The following is a 17,428-nucleotide window of genomic DNA, read 5'->3' as shown; positions in this document are numbered from 1 at the left end:
GGGCTGGGGTTTAGCCCAGCCCGCCCATGTGGAAGCTCTTCATCTCCAGATATTCCTCGATGCCGGCCTGCGCGCCCTCGCGCCCGAGACCTGACTGCTTGACGCCGCCGAAGGGGGCTATCTCCATCGAGACCGAGCCCGTGTTGAGACCCACCATGCCGAACTCCAGCGCCTCGCAGACGCGCCAGGCGCGCTTCAGGTTCTCGGTGTAGAAGTAGGAGGCAAGCCCATAGGCGTGCCGTTGGCAAGCGCGATCGCCTCCTCTTCCGTCTCGAAACGGAAAAGCGGCGCGACCGGGCCGAAAGTCTCCTCGCCGGCGAGCTGCATCTCAGCCGTGGCGCCGGCCAGCACCAGCGGCGCGACATACTGAGGACCCTCCGGCAGCGCCGGCTTCCCGGCGACGATCGTCGCGCCTTTGGCGAGCGCGTCCTCGACGTGCCGATTGATCTTCTCGACCGCCGCCATGTTGATCATCGGTCCGATCGCGATGCCGGGCTGCGTGCCCGGTCCCACCGTCAACGCATTGACGCGGGCGCTGAGCTTGGCGGCGAAGTCTTCATAGACTGCGGCCTGAACGAGGATGCGGTTGGCGCACACACAGGTCTGGCCGCCATTGCGGAATTTCGAGGCGAGCGCGCCCTCGACGGCGAGGTCGAGGTCGGCGTCGTCGAAGACGATGAAGGGCGCGTTGCCGCCGAGCTCAAGGCTGAGCCTTTTCACGCTGTCGGCCGCTCCGCGCATCAGCAGTGAGCCGACCCTGGTCGAACCGGTGAAGGAAATCTTGCGCACGGTCTCGTTCGCCATGATCTCGTTGCCGATCTCGGCCGGCATGCCGGTGACGATGTTGATGACGCCGGCCGGAATGCCCGCCCGTTCGGCGAGCACGCCGAGCGCCAACGCCGAATAGGGCGTGAACTCGGACGGCTTGATGACCACGGTGCAGCCGGCGGCCAGCGCCGGGGCGACTTTGCGGGTGATCATCGCGTTGGGAAAATTCCACGGCGTGATGATGCCGCACACGCCGACGGGTTCCTTCAGGACGATGATGCGGCGGTCTGATGAGGGCGCGGGAATGGTGTGGCCGTTGATGCGGCGCGCCTCCTCGGCGAACCATTTGACGAAGGAGGCGCCGTAGCGGATCTCGCCTTTGGCCTCGTCCAGCGGCTTGCCCTGTTCGGTCGTCAGGATCAGCGCAAGATCGTCCAGATGCGTGAGCATCAGGCCATGCCAGGCCTCCAGCAGGGCGGCGCGTTCCGCGTGCGTCTTCTTTTTCCAATCCCGATAGGCGGAAGCCGCGGCCTGTATGGCCGCGCGGGTCTCTGGACCAGCCATGTTTGGCACTGTGCCGACCGACAGCTGTGTTGCCGGATCGATCACATCGACCGTTCTGCCGGAACCTGCCGCGACCCATCTCCCGCCGATCAGGCCGGCCTCGCGGAAGAGACTTTTGTCTTTCAGGCTTTTCATCGAAAAACGACCTCGCAAATCAGGTGAGCGCCGCGACGACGGCGGATGTGATGGCGTCCGTGCGATCCCTGCCGGCAGTGGTTCCCACGCCTCGCGCGGTTGTCGCTTCGATTGCGTCCATGACGCGGCCGGCTGCGTCCTTTTCGCCCAGATGTTCGAGCATCATCGCACCCGACCAGATGGTGGCGATCGGATTGGCGATGCCGAGATGGGCGATGTCGGGTGCCGAACCGTGCACTGGCTCGAACATTGACGGCGCCGAGCGGTCGGGGTTGATGTTGGCGGAAGCTGCGTAGCCGAGCCCGCCCTGGATCGCCGCGCCGATATCCGTCAGGATGTCGCCGAAGAGATTGGAAGCGACGACCACGTCGAGACTTTCCGGCGCCATGATCATGCGCGCGGCGAGCGCGTCGACATGATAGCTGGTGACGGCGACATCAGGATATTCCGCCGCCAGCTTGCGGGTGATCTCGTCCCAGAACACCATCGAGTATTTCTGCGCATTGGACTTGGTGACGGAGGCGAGTTTGCCGTGCCGCGACCGCGCCTGCTCGAAGCCGAGGCGCAGGATGCGCTCGACGCCGGCCCGGGTGAAGATCGAGGTCTCTACCGCGACTTCGTCCAGCGTGCCTTGATGCACGCGCCCCCCGGCGCCGGAATACTCGCCTTCGGTGTTTTCGCGGATGCAGAGGATGTCGAAGCTCTCGGCCCGCAGCGGTCCCGTGACGCCCGGCAGCAGGCGGTGCGGCCGGATATTGGCGTATTGCACGAACGCCTTGCGGATCGGCAGCAGCAGGCCGTGCAGCGAGACGGAATCCGGCACCTCCGCCGGCCAGCCGACCGCGCCGAGCAGAATGGCGTCGAAGCCGCGCAAGGTCTCGATGCCGTCCTCCGGCATCATGCGGCCGGTCTCCTTGAAGAAGCGGCAGGACCAGGGGAGCTCGGTGCCGGTTAGGGCAAAGCCGGAGTGTTTGGCCGCCGTTTCCAGCACCGTCCAGGCGGCGGCAGTCACGTCACGGCCGATGCCGTCACCGGGGATCAGGGCGATCGAGTAGGATTTCATCGGCATCCCTTCAAAGGCTGACCAGGACGCTCTTGGTCCTGCGGTTGGCGAGATAGGCCTCGCGGCCAAGATCCTTACCGATGCCGGAGCGCTTGTAGCCGCCGGTCGGCAGGATATGGTCGCGCGAGCGGCTGTAGCGGTTGACCCAGACGGTGCCCGCTTCGAGCTTGCGCGCGAGACGGATCGTGCGGGACAGATCGGCGGTGAACAGGCCGGAAGCCAGTCCGTAGGTCGGATGGCTGGACAGCGCCAGCGCCTCGTCCTCGGTGTCGAAGGTCTGGACGGTCAGGACCGGGCCGAAGATCTCCTCGACGATCGCCGGATTGTCCTGACTGACATTGGCAAGCAGCGTCGGTTCGTAAAAATAGCCGGGAGCTTCCATGGCCCCGCCACCGATCAGGCATTCGCCGCCGGCGGCGACAGCGGCCCGCACGATGCCATCAACACGCGCCCGCTGCCGTTTCGAGATGATCGGCGAATACTGCGTCGCCTCGTCCCAGGTTGCGCCGGGCCGCACTGGCTTCATCCGCTCCAGGACCGAGGCCGTCAGCCTGTCGGCCACGCTCTTCTCGACGATCAGACGCGTGCCGGCCACGCAGGCCTGGCCGGCATTGAAAGTGACGCTGCCGGCGATTGCTGTCGCCGCTTTGTCGAGATCGGCATCGGCAAAGACGAGCTGCGGGCTCTTGCCGCCGAGCTCCAGCGTCATCGGCTTGACGCCGGTGCGGGCGACGTTCTCCATGATGGCTGAGCCGGCGCGGGTCGAACCGGTGAAGCTGACTTTGGCGATCTCGGGATGACCGGTGAGCGCCGTGCCGGTCGTCGGGCCGTCGCCGAGCACCACGTTGATCAGCCCCGTCGGCAGGCCGGCCCTGACCGCAAGCTCTGCCATGTAGATAGCCGAGAAGGGCGTCATTTCCGACGGCTTCAGCACGACTGCATTGCCCGCAGCCAGCGCCGGGCCGAGTTTCCATCCAGCCATCGAGATCGGAAAATTCCAGGGAGTGATCGCGGCGACCACGCCATAGGGTTCGCTCATGATCATGCCGAGGCTTGCGTCGTCGGTCGGAACCAGCTCGCTGCCTTCCTTGTCGGCGAACTCGGCAAAGAAGCGGATCTGCTCGGCGGTCACGGCGATGTCGCCGGCGACGAGCTGGCCCACGGGGCGGGTCGAGGACAGTGCCTCGATCCTGGCGAGCGTTTCGGCTTCCGCTTCCATCAGATCGGCCCAGGCGTGGAGCGCCCTGGTGCGCTCGCGCGGCCGCACGCCGCCCCAGTTGCTGGCTTTCAGCGCCGCTTTGGCGCTTTCCACCGCCCGGTCGACCAAATCCACATCGGCCACGGGGCAGGCGGCATAGGATTTGCCATCGGACGGACGGCGCATCTCCATCACGCCCTCGGCCGAAACCAGCTCCCCATCAATGAAGTGGCCGACGGGAAGGGCGATTGTATCGGGATTGAAGCTCAGGCTCATGGGCAAACCACTTGGCAGCATCGGCCTGAGCCTAGCCCGTGCCGGCGCGCAGCATGCGCTGTTCGGTGATCCGCCGCCGACGAATGTTGCGTGCTGAGGACAAGAGACGGCAAAATCTTCCGCGGAGGTCGTGGCCTGCGCGGACGCTCCCTAGCCCACCGTGACGTAGATCTTGCGCACCGTCTCGATGGTCTTCCAAACACCGGTGAAGCCCGGCTTCATGACGAAGCTGTCGCCGGCCCGGTAGGTCACCGTTTCGCCGGCGTCGGGCGTGATTTCGACCATGCCGGACAGGATGTGGCATAACTCGAAGGTGTCGCCCTTGATCGAGCGCGTCTCGCCCGGTGTCGCCTCCCAGACTCCGGTGTGGACGAGGTCGTCCTTAGCGACATCCTGCGCCCAGGTCTTGAAGGCTGGGTCGCCGGCAATCAGCCGCTCGGGCAGCGCCTTGGATTCGCGCGGCGGGAAAACCGGGTTGGTATCGACGGTCTTGAGCAGAGACAAGGTATGGTCCTTCCAGTTAAAGTCTTAGTAGCCGCGCGAGCGGTCGACGAGCCCGATGGGATCGAGACCGGCGCGGTGGCGCCTGATGTTGTCGATGACGGCGCGCGCGGCGGTCGCGGGCTGGGTGACGCTGGCGACATGCGGGGTCAGGATTATCTTCGGATGCGACCAGAACGGATGGCCAGCGGACAGCGGCTCGGGATCGGTCACGTCGATCATCGCCGACGACAGATGGCCGCTATCGAGCGCCGCGACAAGCGCTTCGTGGTCGAGTTGCGGCCCGCGCCCAGTGTGGACGAGAGCCGCGCCCTCGGGCAATTTCGCGAACAGACCGGCATTGAGGAACCCACGCGTTTCCTTGGTGAGCGGCAGCAGGCAGACCAGTATGTCGCTGGTTGCCAGCATTTGCTCCAGCCCGAGCTCGCCATGATGACAGGCCACGCCCTCGATCTGCCGCGGCCAGCGGCTCCAGCCGGCGAGCGGGAAGCCGAAGGGTTTCAGCCGGTCGAGGACGGCCTGGCCGAGTTGGCCCAGGCCGAGCACGCCGATCCGGCGCAAGGTTGCCTGGGGTTGGGGGATGTCGCGCCACTGTCCGGCGCGCTGCTGTGACAGATAGGTCGGCAGGTTGCGGTGCAGCGCGAGCACGGCGAGCGCCACATACTCCTGCATCATGCGCACGATGCCGTCCTCGATCATGCGCACGATCTTCACTCTCGCAGGCACTGCATCGAAGCGGAACTGGTCGACGCCGGCGCCGATGGAAAACAGGATTTCCAGGTTCCTGTAGCGGGTGAGGTTTTCCGGCACCGTCCAGGTGATCAGATAGCGCACCGCGTCGGGATCGACTGTCGCGGCATCCATCGCGAAGGGAAGGTCCGGCAGTTCCTTGGCGAACGCCTCAGCGAAGACCGCGCCGCGCCTTGCGTCGGAATTGAACAGGAAGGTCATCGCGGTTGCCTCTTCAAGCCGCGCAACGCGCGCCAAGCGCCTCGATCATCTGCCGGCAGGCGGTGAGTTCGCTGGCGAAGATGTATTCATCCGGCTTGTGGGCGCGGCCGATATCGCCGGGCCCGCAGATGATCGCATCGAACCCCGCCGCCTGGTAAAGCCCGGCCTCCGTGCCGTAGCTGACAGCAGCGAGCGGCGTCTGGCCGGTCAGCTTTTGCAACAGCGCCGCCAGCGGCGCGTCCTGCGGCAGCGACAGTGCCGGATAGGCGCTGAGCGGTGTCCACTCCACGCGAAAACCATCAGTCTCACAGGCCTCCGTCCGCGCCTTCACCGGCGCAAGCAGGCTGGTCGGATCAATGCCTGGTACGGCGCGCGCCTCCAGATCCAGCGTGCAGGTATCGGGGATGATGTTGACCGACTGGCCGCCGGCGATCACGCCGGCCTGCAGCGAGGAATAGGGCGGCTCAAAGGCCGCATCGAACGGGCCGTGCGTCAGCCCTCCGGCTTCGCCCACGACCGTGCCCAGGACATCGGCCATGGCATGGATGGCATTGAGGCCTAGATCGGGGCGAGAGGAATGGCCTGAGCGCCCCCTTATGGTCACGCGGGCGGCCGCCTTGCCCTTGTGGCCGCGCACGGCGCGCATGCCGCTCGGCTCGCCGACGATGACGCCGAGCGGCTTGGCGCAAAACTCGGAAAGGCGGGCGATCAGGTGCGGCACGCCGCGGCACCCGATCTCCTCATCATAGGAGAAGGCGAGATGGATCGGCCGGGCGAGGCGCAGTCCCGCGAGCATGGGCGCGGCCGCAAGCGCGGCGGCCAAGAATCCCTTCATGTCAGTCGTGCCGCGTCCGTAGAGCCGGTCACCGTCCCGACGCAGTGCGAAAGGGGACGAGCTCCATTGCGGCTCGCAAGCAGGGACGACGTCCATATGGCCGGACAGGATATAGCCCGGAACATCGGCGGGACCGATCGTGGCGAAAAGATTGGAACGGTCGCCTTCCGGCCCGGGGAGCAGGGCGACCTTTGCGCCCTGTTCTGCGAGATAAGCCTCTATCCAGCCTGCAATATCGCCGTTCGCCTTGCCGGCGACCGATGGAAAGGCGACGAGACGGTCGAGGATGTCGAAGACGTCCATTCCAGCCCTCAGGGATTTTGGGGTTCGCCGGGTTCGGCGCCGACGGCCATAACTGCAGAATTGCCGCAGAGGATGGGCGCTTTCCTTCGCGATTGCGTGCCGAAAGCGGAAGTGTTTCAGTTGAATCTTGCGTTGGCACGCGTCATTCGAGCAAATCGTATCGGTCTGGTTGTTTAGCGTTGGCAGGGCAGGGGCGTTGTATGTCACCCGTTACGCAATCTTTCAGAGGCAAGGAATTGAAGCCGTCCGAAAGCTTGAAAATCGATGCCTTCTCGGTGCGGATCGCCGACATCAAAGGTGTTGAACTGGACCGATTGCATGCGCTCTCGCTGTCTGTGGGCTGGCCGCATCGGGCAGAAGACTGGCAATTCCTGCGCGAAACGGGACAAGGCTTGGTGGCTCTCGATGAGATCGGCCGGGTTCTGGGATCCGCGATGTGGTTCGGGCATGGCGCCAGCTTCGCGACCGTCGGAATGGTCATCACCTCGCCACGGCTTCAGACGCTCGGGGCGGCGCAGTGGCTGATGAAGCGGGTTTTCGATAACATTCCCGGGCGCGACCTACGCCTCAATGCAACCCGCGCCGCACGGCGGCTCTATCTCTCGCTCGACTTCCATCCGGAGAAGACTGTCTATCAATGCCAAGGCATCGCCCGCGTCCCAACGGCAGGTAGCCCCACGGAGCAGCGCGGCGACGTCCGGACTTTGGACACAAGCGATATTCCGGCAGTGGTCGCCCTCGACACGGCGGGGTTTGGCGTGAGGCGGACAGCGCTTATTGAAAAGCTCTTCGCGCACTCGACCGGCTATGGTCTTTTCAAGAATGACAAGCTGAACGCTTTCGCGCTCTGCCGGCCATTCGGGCGAGGCCATGTCGTAGGACCGGTCGTGGCCGAAAGCGATGCTGATGCCGTGGCAGTTGTCCGGCCGCACATAGCCGACCATTCGGGGTCTTTCCTCAGAGTCGACACTCACATGTACAATGGCGAGTTCGCTGCCTTCCTGTCGCACGCCGGAATGCCGGTTTTCGACACAGTGCTGACCATGTCGCTGGGTAAACGCCTCGCTGATTTTTACGACGGCCGCTCGGCTAGGCCGAAGACCTATACTTTGGCAAGCCAAACTCTCGGGTAGTTCGTCGGTGCATCTCCAACTTTGGACGGGCTTCGGCCACTAAGCCTTATGATCTGAGCGTCTGACATGAATATTTCGCGCCTGAACCGCCAGTCCGCTTTCGGCCCATCTCGGGCATTCATCGATAGGACTGCGGACGGAGCCGCCATAAAGAGCCTAAAAGCGGCCGCGATACGGCTTTCCCAGCGCTGGCGACAGGACGGTGCACTGTTGAAGCAGATGTTTTATTTCCCGTATCGCTGCTCCACCGCTTCGGCAATGTGTTCGCAAAGCAACTCGCCGGTGACGATGGTGACGTGGAGACGGATGCGTGCGCCCTGCGGATCGACCATCGTGACCACCGCGCCGCGGTCGGAGTATTCGAACGTGTCCAGAACCTTGTGAATGACGAAGTCAGCTACATTGGGCGCCGAGCTGGCGTGATTTTCCACGGCCTTCCTCCATCCCGAAATCAGCGGATCATGCCTTTGGGCAGCAGTCGCGTGCCTAGGCGGTCTCCTCCGACAGCTGCCTGATCGTTAAATATGTAGCGGATTGCCTCAGCGTCCAGAAGAGTATTAACCCGCCATCGCGCACCCCTATTGAGCGGGGATTATCTCTTTGTTCACTAGGGCAAAGGATAAGTGTTCCGGTCACCATATCGTTGAAGGCAGACACTGACGACGCACAGATTACGCTAAACGCCATCTTAAGTCAGCCTTAATACATTTCAGCGCGAGATTAGCGAGGCGCTTCCAATCAGTCCGCTATTGGCGCCTGCGGGCGGGACTGATCTTATCGGGTCAGCGTTCATATGAAGCGGTTCAAGGACATAAGTGTCGGCAGCAAGCTCACGCTGGGCTTTGGATTGGCATTGCTTTGCACCGTGACGGTCGGGGTATTTGGGGTCGCACAGCTGCGCTCGCTCAATAAGGTCACGAGCGAGATCACCGGAATTTGGTTGCCTCAGGTCCAGATCGTCGACGAGATGAAGCGTAACCTTGCGGAGCACCAGCTCTATGCGACGCTGCGCATGCGTACCGAAGACTCTCAGCAAATGGCTGACATCGACAAGGAGATGGCGAGAGAGAGCGAAGAAATGCTCCAAGATCGGCGCGCCTACCGCAGGAGTGCCGGATCACCTGCCGAGCAGGAGCTGTTCGATCAATTCGTCAACCTGTGGACGGCGTATCAAGACTCCCTGTCGTCGATCATTCCGCTTCTCGATACCGCGGAGCGAACGAAGGCAGCTAACGAGTTCGAGGCGGTTTCGCTCCCCACCGTTGCGGCGGCGGCTCAGCGGCTGGACGGCCTCTTGGCACTCACCAATCAGCGCAGCACGGCTGCCGCAGCCATGGCGGATCGCACCTACACCATCGCGCAGCGGCTGGTTTGGGCTGCGATCGCCTTTGCTGCCGTGTGCCTTGGCGTGCTTGTCGCCTGGATTCGCCACAATGTCAGCAAGCCGATCCTGGCCGTGAGCGAAGCGATGCACCGGTTGACGCGAGGGGAACACCGCTCGACGCTGGTTGCTCTGAGAAAGGATCGGCGCGACGAGGTCGGAATATTGTTCTCGGCCTTTTCCGGCTACCGTGCCAGCCTGGAGCGCAGCATCGCCCTGGCTCGTGACGCCGAGTTGGAGCGGCAGAATCTGGCCGCCGCTGCCGCGAACATGCCTGTGGGCCTGTGTATGTTCGATGCCGGCCGACGGCTGGTTTTCTGCAATCAGGCCTATGCCGACTTCTATCGCCTGCCGGAGGCCCTTACCCACCCTGGTTCCCGGTGGGCCGATTTGATGCGTTTCCGGATTGCGGCGGGGCTTTATGTAGGCCAGGACCCGGACAGATATCTGGAAGAGCTCTCGGCGACCATCGACCGCGCCGAGCGTGTCGTGAGCCTGGTGGAGCTCAGGGACGGGCGCACCATCGACCTCATTCATCAGCCGCTGCCGGGCGGCGGATGGCTTGCCACGCATCACGACGTGACCGACTTGCGGCGCAGCGAGGCTCGCATATCGCACATGGCTCGCCATGACGGTCTTACCGATCTTCCAAACCGGATATTGTTTCGCGAACGCGCCGAGGACGCCTTGGCCGAGATGGCTCGCAGAGATGGCAAGGTCGCCTTCCTTTGCCTCGATCTCGATCATTTCAAGACCGTCAACGACACGCTAGGGCATCCGGTCGGCGACGCCCTGCTCAAGGAGGTCGCCGCAAGGCTGAAGCAGATCGTACGCGAGGACGACACTGTTGCCAGATTAGGTGGCGACGAGTTCGTGATCATTCAAAATGGGGTCGATCAGCCGGTCGATGCCACCACCCTTGCGCAACTGGTCATTGATGCGCTGAGCGCGCCTTATATCGCCGACGGCCATGGCGTCACGGTCAGCGCCAGCGTCGGCATCTCGATTGCGCCTGACGACGGCACAAACGCCGACCAGCTGCTCAAGAACGGCGACATGGCGCTCTATCGGGCAAAGGCGGAGGGCCGCAGAACATACAGGTTCTTCGAGCCGGACATGGATGCCCGCATGCAGGCGCGGCGGTTTCTCGAGCTCGATCTGCGCGACGCGTTGGGACGGCAGCAGTTCGAGATCTACTACCAGCCGCTCCTCAATCTCGAAAGCGGGAAGGTCAGCTGTTTCGAGGCGCTGTTGCGCTGGCATCACCCGACGCGGGGCATCGTTTCGCCGTCCGAGTTCATCTCCTTGGCCGAGGAGATCGGCTTGATCGTTCCGATTGGGGAATGGGTGATCAAGCAAGCCTGTCTCGACGCGGCAAGCTGGCCCGAAGGCATCAGGGTTGCCGTCAACCTGTCGCCGACGCAGTTTCGCAATGCCCGCTTGCTCTCGACGATTGTCGCAGCGTTGGATGCCTCGGGATTGCCCGCGAACCGTCTCGAGCTTGAAATCACCGAGACCGTGCTGCTGGCCAACACCCAGGCCACTCTCGCGATGCTGCAACAGATCCACTTGCTGGGTGTGCATATCGCGATGGACGACTTCGGGACCGGATATTCGAGTTTGAGCTATCTGCGCTCGTTCCCGTTTGACAAGATCAAGATCGACCAGTCCTTCGTGAAAGACGCCGAGGATATCGACAGCTCCGTCGCCATCATCCGGGCCGTTACGAGCCTCGGCAACAGCCTTGGGATGCAGACCACCGCCGAAGGGATAGAGACGGCCGAGCAGCTGGAACGGGTGCGAAAAGAAGGCTGCACGGAAGCGCAAGGCTTCCTGTTCAGTCGGCCACTACCGGCTCGGGAGATCCCCGCGATGCTGGAGCGCACGCGTGCCGTCGTGGCCGGCGACATCAGCGAGCCTGCGCCCGAAACGACAGGCGAGCGGAAGAAAGAACGGGTCTCTGCTGGCCGGCTTGACAAGAGTGCGTCTGCCCGGGCTTGACTGAAGTCGGCAAGATGTCCCGCCGCAGAGAACAAACCTGCTCGCGGCACTTGCTAGCCTACTCACTGGCTCACATCGGCGGGTCCTAATGAACGCGCCGGCGCGGCCGTGAGGTCGAAGCCGACGGTGTCATCCGGAATAGGCTCCGACGGGCTGCGGTTCGCAGGTCAGAGGGAAACCGATAGCCCGCCGTCAACCGCCAGCACATGTCCGTTGACGTAACCGGCAGCGTTGGAGGCGAGAAACACCACGGCTCCGCCGAGCTCCTCAGGCTGGGCCCAGCGGCCCGCTGGGGTTCGTGCCTCGACCCATTTGGTGAACGCCTCGTCGTTGATAAGCGCGGTATTGAGCTCGGTGGCGAAATAGCCGGGGGCGATCGCGTTGATGGTGATGCCGTGACGGCCCATCTCGGCGGCGGCGGAGCGCGTCAGCCCATGCAGGCCCGCCTTTGCCGCCACATACGCGTGAATGGTGGGACGGCCAAGGATCGCCGCAACCGATCCAGTGTTTATGATGCGCCCGAATTTGTTTGGCAGCATCAGGCGCACTGCATCACGCATCATGCGAAAGCAGGCCGACAGATTGACGGCAATCACACGGTCGAAATCCTCGTCCTCCCATTCGATCAAAGGCCTGCGATGCTGGATGCCGGCGTTGTTGATTAGAATATCGAGGCGGCCGCGGCGTTCGACTATCCCTTGGAGGGCCGCCCTTGAGATCGCCGCGTCGGCAACGTCGAACGGCAGGGCTTCGGCCCCGATGCTTTCCGCCGCCGCGGAGAGGGCGTTCATGCCGCGGGCGTTGACGATTACCGTAGCACCGTTTTCCGCAAGTGCCTTGGCCATGGCGAAGCCGAGGCCGCGCGAAGCACCCGTGACCAATGCGACACGGCCCTTGAGCGAGAACAATTCCGACATAGAAGCCTCTGGAGCGAGATGAGAATGCTTCAATCTAGCCGCATCTCGCTCCAACGAAAGGGCGGGAGTTTCCTCCCGCCCAAAACCCCTATTTGGCGACGCAGGTATCCGCCGTCTGCGGAGTGCAGACGTCGAGGCCGGTGTAGGTCGGGTCAGCCGGCGGAGCCTTGCCGTCCTTCATGTCCTTCAATGCCATCATCGTCTTGTAGCCCATTTCGAACGGCCGCTGGCCGACCTGGCCAAGGGAGAGACCTTCCTTCATCTGATCGATCTGCACGGGAAGCGTGTCGGCAACGACGAGGGCCAGGGCCTTCGAGGCGATCTTGTCCTTGTACGGGGCTACCGCAGCTCGGTTCGCATCTGGGATGAACTGCGGGAAGCCACCGGTTGGGATGAATGCGTCGAGGTTCGGGTTTTTCCCCATGATGTCCTCGAATTGCTGCACCGAAAGCGGGAAATCATCGTTGGTATAGAGCGGACAGCCTTCGATTTCGGTCCAGCCATTCTGGCCCGTCAGCCGGTCCCCGGGCGAGGCTGCCGATTTGGTGCCCGAAAGCGTATCGCGAATGCCCTGCATGCGCTCATTGTGGTTGGCCGCCGCCGCGCCGCCCGACTGGATACAAATCGTGCCGCCCTTGGGCTTGATCTGCATGGCAAGCTTGGCAAGGTTCACGCCGATCTCATAATTGTGGGTCCCGATATAGGCGGCGCGAAGATCCTTGTTCTCGGGCAGGAGGTCGGAATCCCAAGTGAGGACCGGGATGCCGGCTTCCTTGGCAGCCTGCAGCGCGACTGCCATCGCCGCGGCGTTCGATGGCGACACGGCGATGCCGTCCACCTTCTTGGCAACGAGGTCCTGTACGATCTGTACCTGCTCGTCGCCGCCGCCATGCTCTCCGGGGCCGATATACATGCACTCCAAGGCGCCATTCGATTCGGCTTCGGCTTTTTTGCAGCCGTCGCGTGCCTGGTCGAAGAAAGGATTGTTCATGTTCTTCGGCACCAGGGCGAAGGTGTATTTCGCCTGGGCGCCGGAAACGGCCAATACCATTGCGCCAAGCGCCACGGCCGCCGTCAGCAGATGTTTTTTCATGGGACGTTCTCCTCCTTGGTGTGATCCCGCAGGCCTCCCGCCGGCGGGTTTCTAGCGGCTTCGTTTGGGCATCAAGGCTGCCAGCGACGCTGCGAGCATCGATCTGCCGCCGGTTTGCATGCCCAAAAGAACCGCAAGAACGATGAAGGCGCCCACGAAGGCACCCTGCCAATTTGAATCGATGCCGGCCATCAGCAGTGCGTTCCTGATCACCTCGAGGAAGGCCGAACCGATTATCGCGCCGAACGCCGTGCCGGCGCCGCCCATGAGGCTGGCTCCGCCAATAACTGTCGCGGCGATCACGCGCAGCTCATAGCCCTGGCCCATGGCGTTGATTGCCGAGCCGTTGTAACCAAGCAGCAGCAGCGAGGCGAGCGAAGCGGTGAAAGCCGAGAAGACATAGGCCTGGAATTTGATCCAGTTGACTGGCACGCCGGTAAGCCGGGCGGCCTCCTCGTTGCCACCGATGGCGAACAGATGCCTGGCCCATGCAGTGAAATTGAACACGAAGCCGACGATGAGGGCCAGAATCACCATGGTCCAGAACTGCGATGACAATCCCGGTATCCAGTGCGGTGCCCAGTCCTGCGGCCCATGCAGTGGCCATCTCGCCTGGCCGATCGCCTTCACGATCGGAGCATCGGGCCCGAACTGGTAAAGCATCTGGTTGGCCGAGAACACGACCGCCAGCGAACGCGCCACTGATAGCATGCCGAGGGTGACCACAAAGGACGGCATTCCGACATAAGCAACAAAGAACCCGTTGACCGCCCCGCAGGCCAGACCGGAGAAAAGACCAATGGCGAAGGCCACATACCAGGGATAATGCCAGGTCAGGAACAGGCCGGCGACGATGGCCACCAGGCCCATGATTGAGCCGACCGACAGATCGATGCCACCGGTGATGATCACCACCGTCATGCCGAGCGCCATGAGGCCGAAAGGTGCGAAGTTGCGCGTGACGTTGGCGACGTTTTCGGAGGTGCCGAAGCTCGGCTCCATGGCTGTCATCAACATGACGAGGGCAATGAGTGCGATCGTCACCCAGAATGGCTGACTTGAAACCACGCGCTGCAGCGCCGTTTTTTCCTTGGTCGGTACGAAGTCCGCCATGGCCGGGCGGCCGGTTTCCACGAGCGACTCCCTGACACTAACCGACTGCCGAGCACTATTCGCCACGGATGGCCCCCGTTATTAGTCCGGTGATTTCCTCGGGCGAGGTGTTGTCGACCTGCTTGTCGGCAACCTTCGAACCTCGCCTCAGCACGATGATACGATCTGCGACGGCGAAAACGTCAGGCATGCGGTGGCTGATCAACATGACCCCGACCCCTTGCGCCTTGAGGCGTCGGATCAATTCGAGCACTTCCGCCACCTGGCGTACGGAGATGGCGGCGGTCGGTTCGTCCATCAACACCAGCTTGGCGTTCGAAAGCCGGGTTCTCGCGATGGCTACCGCCTGGCGCTGCCCACCCGACATCTTCCTGACCAGGTCGCGCGGTCGGGTTTCCGATTTGAGTTCCTCGAACAGCGCTGCCGAGCGGTCGATCATCGCCTGCTTATTGAGCACCCTGATCGGCCAGAAGCCCATCTTGATCTCACGGCCAAGAAAGACGTTCTGCGCGGCCGTCAGATTATCGGCGAGCGCCAGGTCCTGATAGACGACTTCGATTCCCTTGGCACGGGCCTGGACGGGTTTGTGGAAGTGACAAACCTCGCCGTCCACTACGATTTCGCCGTCGTTCGGCGGGAAGTTCCCGGCCACTGTCTTGACTATCGTCGACTTGCCGGCGCCGTTGTCCCCCATGAGACCCACGACTTCGCCCCGCTCTACCTGGAAGCTGACGTCGGTCAGGGCCTGGATGGCTCCAAAGTTCTTGGAAACATGGCGAACTTCAAGCACCGGCATCGCGGTCCTCCCCGGACAACATTGCCAACCTTGTCCCGGACTTATGCAAGACAGCTAATCAGCGAAACGCATTCAACACAATCATTATTAGATCAGGATTTTGGGGCGTTGGAGCAAGGGTGCGACTTGCGGCGCGATAGTGCGCTCATAGCGATTGCGACAATGGTGATTTCCCGTCCCAATTTCTTCAGCATCTCAGTTCTCCTCATGGGATCGATCGCCCGGCTTCGGAGTTGGCCTCCTGTTTTTGTCGTGCAGAGAGATGGTTGAGCAAGTTGAGGGTGATCCTGCCCGCGTCGTTCATTGCTTTGCCGGCGGGCAGCGCACCGCACCAGGCGACCGAACTCGCTGAAAAGATCAGGCCACCCGCAGCAAGATTGCGTAAGGTCATTTCAGCGCAGCGACGGCCGGCGCGTTCTTCATCCCCGCCCTCGTACCAGCGCGAGGGATCCTGAAAGAAGCTGGCTGCAAAATCCGTCGCGCGGGCGATCACGATGGTGTCGGCCGACGTGCCCAAGGCAGTATTCGTCGCATCCACCTCGTAGCCCGCGGCAGCACCCAATACGATGCCTTCCGAGCCAAAGGTTTCGTCCTCGATACCTTCGAACAGCCATGCGCATTCCGGCGCGTGGCTTTCGGGCGTACGCGTGAAAGGGCGGGCGCCGTCGAAACCCATCAGCGAAATCGCGCCGCCGACCAGCGAAAACTCGCCCCGACCCCGAGAGCGAAGGTGGCCTCCAGGCTCGTTGGTTATCGACAGATGTTGTTCGCTGATCGGACCGTCCCATGTGCGGCCAGATTCCAGGGGCGAGCGGCGCAATTCCATCAGGTCGTCCTTGAAGGCGACCGTTCCGGCAAAGCCGTTTCCGCCGAGATAGGCGATGCTGCCGCCCTCGGCCGCGAATTGCCGCAGTGCCCCTTCCATCTCGGTCGACATGTATTCCGGATGGCTTCCGGTCACGACGGCCCGATGCCCGCGGAGAGCCTCGATCCCCTGCCGATGCAGATCGTGATCGGTGACGATGTCGAGCGCAATGCCGTTCTCGTTACAGAATCTGAGGAAATGCAGATCGACCGGCAAGTTGTGAGGGCAGCCGCATAGCGGGTAGTTGTAGTCGTCCCGCAATGTCACCTTGGGTTTGCGATAGGAGCAGATCGACACGCCGCTGAGATCGGAGTGATAGTCGTAGAGCGACTTGAGGCTGTTTGCGATGGCAAAGCGGTGTCCGCGATCGTCGCACTTCCATTCATAGAGATGGTCGGGAAGATACTCGTCCGCGTACGCGAGATAGGTCGCGGTCGGCAGCAGATAAAGCAGCGGTGAGGAGGCATGCGCGGAGGTGACGAAGAACACGATGCGCTCGTTACCGCCGTCCCATTCCACCTGGAAGGCGTATACGCCCGGCTCCGCATTCTCGGGCACCGCGGCGCGGTGGGAAGCGGGCCAATCGAGCGGTCCCATGTCATCGTCATGGCAATGGAGGGCATCGTAGTGCGAAGGCACGAGCCGGGGGTCGAAGCTCGATCCGTCCCAGCGCGCCGATGTCACGCAGAATGTAGGCTGATTGATCGCATCGAGCGCCAGCGCAACCGGTCCGCCTGACGAGAGGATCGGTCCCGTCGGCAGCAGAGTCGGGAAATCCCAGGCGATTGGCCCTTGGGAAGTCTCCAGCCGAATAGCTGCAAATCTCGCATTGAGAGTCAGCTTGCTTCGAGAGCTGCTCGCGCCGAAGAGGATGTCGGTCCCTTGCGGATGCCATTCGGCGTCGCGCAGGCGCCGCTTGAATTCGTAAGGGGCGAGGAGGTCGTGAGATTTCAGCTTGAAGAACGGCTCGTCCCCATGCAGGCCGAGCTCGACGGTCAGCCAAATCCCTTGCGGAACCTGCGCAGTGAACAGACGATCGTTCCGCGTCTCCAAGGCGATCGCCCCATCGCGAAGGCTCAGCAGAAAGGACCCCGCTTCCAGGATGGTGCGCGGCCCCATATTGCGGGTGAGAAGCAGCTCAAAGCGGATGCCCTTGATCGCCGGCCCCTTCGCAAGCTCCTCGGCACGCAGGCGGAGGTACGATCCTTGATCGAAGCTGCGATGCGCGTCGGGCTCGGATGTCGCCTCGATTGGCCAATTCACAAAGTCCGCGGCTTGCGTGTCCAGCTGGCATATCCGCACGCTCTTTATCGATTGACTGCAGGAGAGGCAAAGTTCTACCCGCTGGCCGGGCCTCACGCTCCAGGGTGTGGCATAGCCGGCCGCGCTCATCGCTCCATGGTCAACCAAGCGGCGCATCGATCGTGCCTCTCAAATCCATGAATCACGGAGCGACTTCGCAGTCTTGGTTCCACACCGACCGGTTGCCGCATGCCCCTCCATCACTACCGCAACCCAATTGGTTTGTATATGCT

The 17,428-nt window shown here is 62.8% G+C and carries 13 protein-coding genes and 1 pseudogene; 2 read left to right on the top strand and 12 right to left on the bottom strand.

Annotated elements, in window-relative coordinates; translation table 11 throughout:
* Positions 1-10: 10 nt before the first annotated feature.
* The 6 genes and pseudogenes from O7A05_RS00775 to argE form a co-directional block, all read right to left on the bottom strand.
* Positions 11-1,467 (bottom strand): annotated as a pseudogene (locus O7A05_RS00775) (NAD-dependent succinate-semialdehyde dehydrogenase).
* Positions 1,468-1,486: 19 nt separating this feature from the next.
* On the bottom strand, positions 1,487-2,530 hold the full coding sequence (locus O7A05_RS00770; RefSeq protein ID WP_337091047.1) for a tartrate dehydrogenase: 1,044 nt from the start codon (positions 2,528-2,530) through the stop codon (positions 1,487-1,489).
* A 10-nt stretch (positions 2,531-2,540) separates the two neighbouring features.
* On the bottom strand, positions 2,541-4,004 hold the full coding sequence (locus tag O7A05_RS00765) for an aldehyde dehydrogenase family protein (protein ID WP_337091046.1): 1,464 nt from the start codon (positions 4,002-4,004) through the stop codon (positions 2,541-2,543).
* Between the two features lie 150 nt (positions 4,005-4,154).
* Positions 4,155-4,508: a cupin domain-containing protein gene (locus tag O7A05_RS00760; RefSeq protein WP_337091045.1), complete on the bottom strand. Its 354-nt coding sequence runs from the start codon at positions 4,506-4,508 to the stop codon at positions 4,155-4,157.
* A gap of 24 nt (positions 4,509-4,532) precedes the next feature.
* On the bottom strand, positions 4,533-5,456 hold the full coding sequence (locus O7A05_RS00755; protein WP_337091044.1) for a 2-hydroxyacid dehydrogenase: 924 nt from the start codon (positions 5,454-5,456) through the stop codon (positions 4,533-4,535).
* Positions 5,457-5,469: 13 nt separating this feature from the next.
* A complete protein-coding gene (gene argE, locus O7A05_RS00750) occupies positions 5,470-6,594 on the bottom strand; it encodes an acetylornithine deacetylase (protein ID WP_337091043.1) in 1,125 nt (374 codons plus the stop codon).
* A 200-nt stretch (positions 6,595-6,794) separates the two neighbouring features.
* Here argE and O7A05_RS00745 point away from each other — a divergent pair, with 200 nt between their 5' ends.
* Positions 6,795-7,727, top strand: a complete 933-nt coding sequence (locus O7A05_RS00745; protein ID WP_337091042.1) for a GNAT family N-acetyltransferase — start codon at positions 6,795-6,797, stop codon at positions 7,725-7,727.
* 224 nt (positions 7,728-7,951) lie between these two features.
* Here the strand turns inward: O7A05_RS00745 and O7A05_RS00740 are convergent, their stop codons facing one another.
* Positions 7,952-8,158 carry a hypothetical protein gene (locus tag O7A05_RS00740; protein ID WP_337091041.1) on the bottom strand — a complete coding sequence of 69 codons (207 nt, stop codon included), beginning with the start codon at positions 8,156-8,158 and terminating at the stop codon, positions 7,952-7,954.
* Positions 8,159-8,520: 362 nt separating this feature from the next.
* On the opposite strand from O7A05_RS00740, the gene O7A05_RS00735 reads away from it, so the two are divergent.
* Entirely contained in the window at positions 8,521-11,109 is a 2,589-nt protein-coding gene (locus O7A05_RS00735; protein ID WP_337091040.1) for an EAL domain-containing protein, read from the top strand.
* A 167-nt stretch (positions 11,110-11,276) separates the two neighbouring features.
* Here the strand turns inward: O7A05_RS00735 and O7A05_RS00730 are convergent, their stop codons facing one another.
* From O7A05_RS00730 to O7A05_RS00710, 5 genes are all read right to left on the bottom strand, one after another.
* Positions 11,277-12,026, bottom strand: a complete 750-nt coding sequence (locus O7A05_RS00730) for a glucose 1-dehydrogenase (protein WP_337091039.1) — start codon at positions 12,024-12,026, stop codon at positions 11,277-11,279.
* 88 nt (positions 12,027-12,114) lie between these two features.
* Positions 12,115-13,119: a sugar-binding protein gene (locus O7A05_RS00725; protein ID WP_140839134.1), complete on the bottom strand. Its 1,005-nt coding sequence runs from the start codon at positions 13,117-13,119 to the stop codon at positions 12,115-12,117.
* Positions 13,120-13,170: 51 nt separating this feature from the next.
* On the bottom strand, positions 13,171-14,040 hold the full coding sequence (locus tag O7A05_RS00720) for an ABC transporter permease (RefSeq protein WP_337091037.1): 870 nt from the start codon (positions 14,038-14,040) through the stop codon (positions 13,171-13,173).
* A 247-nt stretch (positions 14,041-14,287) separates the two neighbouring features.
* On the bottom strand, positions 14,288-15,028 hold the full coding sequence (locus tag O7A05_RS00715) for an ATP-binding cassette domain-containing protein (protein ID WP_337091035.1): 741 nt from the start codon (positions 15,026-15,028) through the stop codon (positions 14,288-14,290).
* 205 nt (positions 15,029-15,233) lie between these two features.
* Positions 15,234-17,312 (bottom strand): N,N-dimethylformamidase beta subunit family domain-containing protein, encoded by a 2,079-nt coding sequence (locus O7A05_RS00710; RefSeq protein ID WP_337091034.1) that lies wholly within the window; start codon positions 17,310-17,312, stop codon positions 15,234-15,236.
* Positions 17,313-17,428: the final 116 nt, after the last annotated feature.

Source organism: Mesorhizobium argentiipisi (SeqCode) (assembly GCF_037179585.1).
Taxonomy (GTDB): Bacteria; Pseudomonadota; Alphaproteobacteria; order Rhizobiales; family Rhizobiaceae; genus Mesorhizobium; species Mesorhizobium argentiipisi.
The sequence above is the reverse complement of the archived record's forward strand: the minus strand, read 5'-3'. Positions and strand labels throughout refer to the sequence as shown.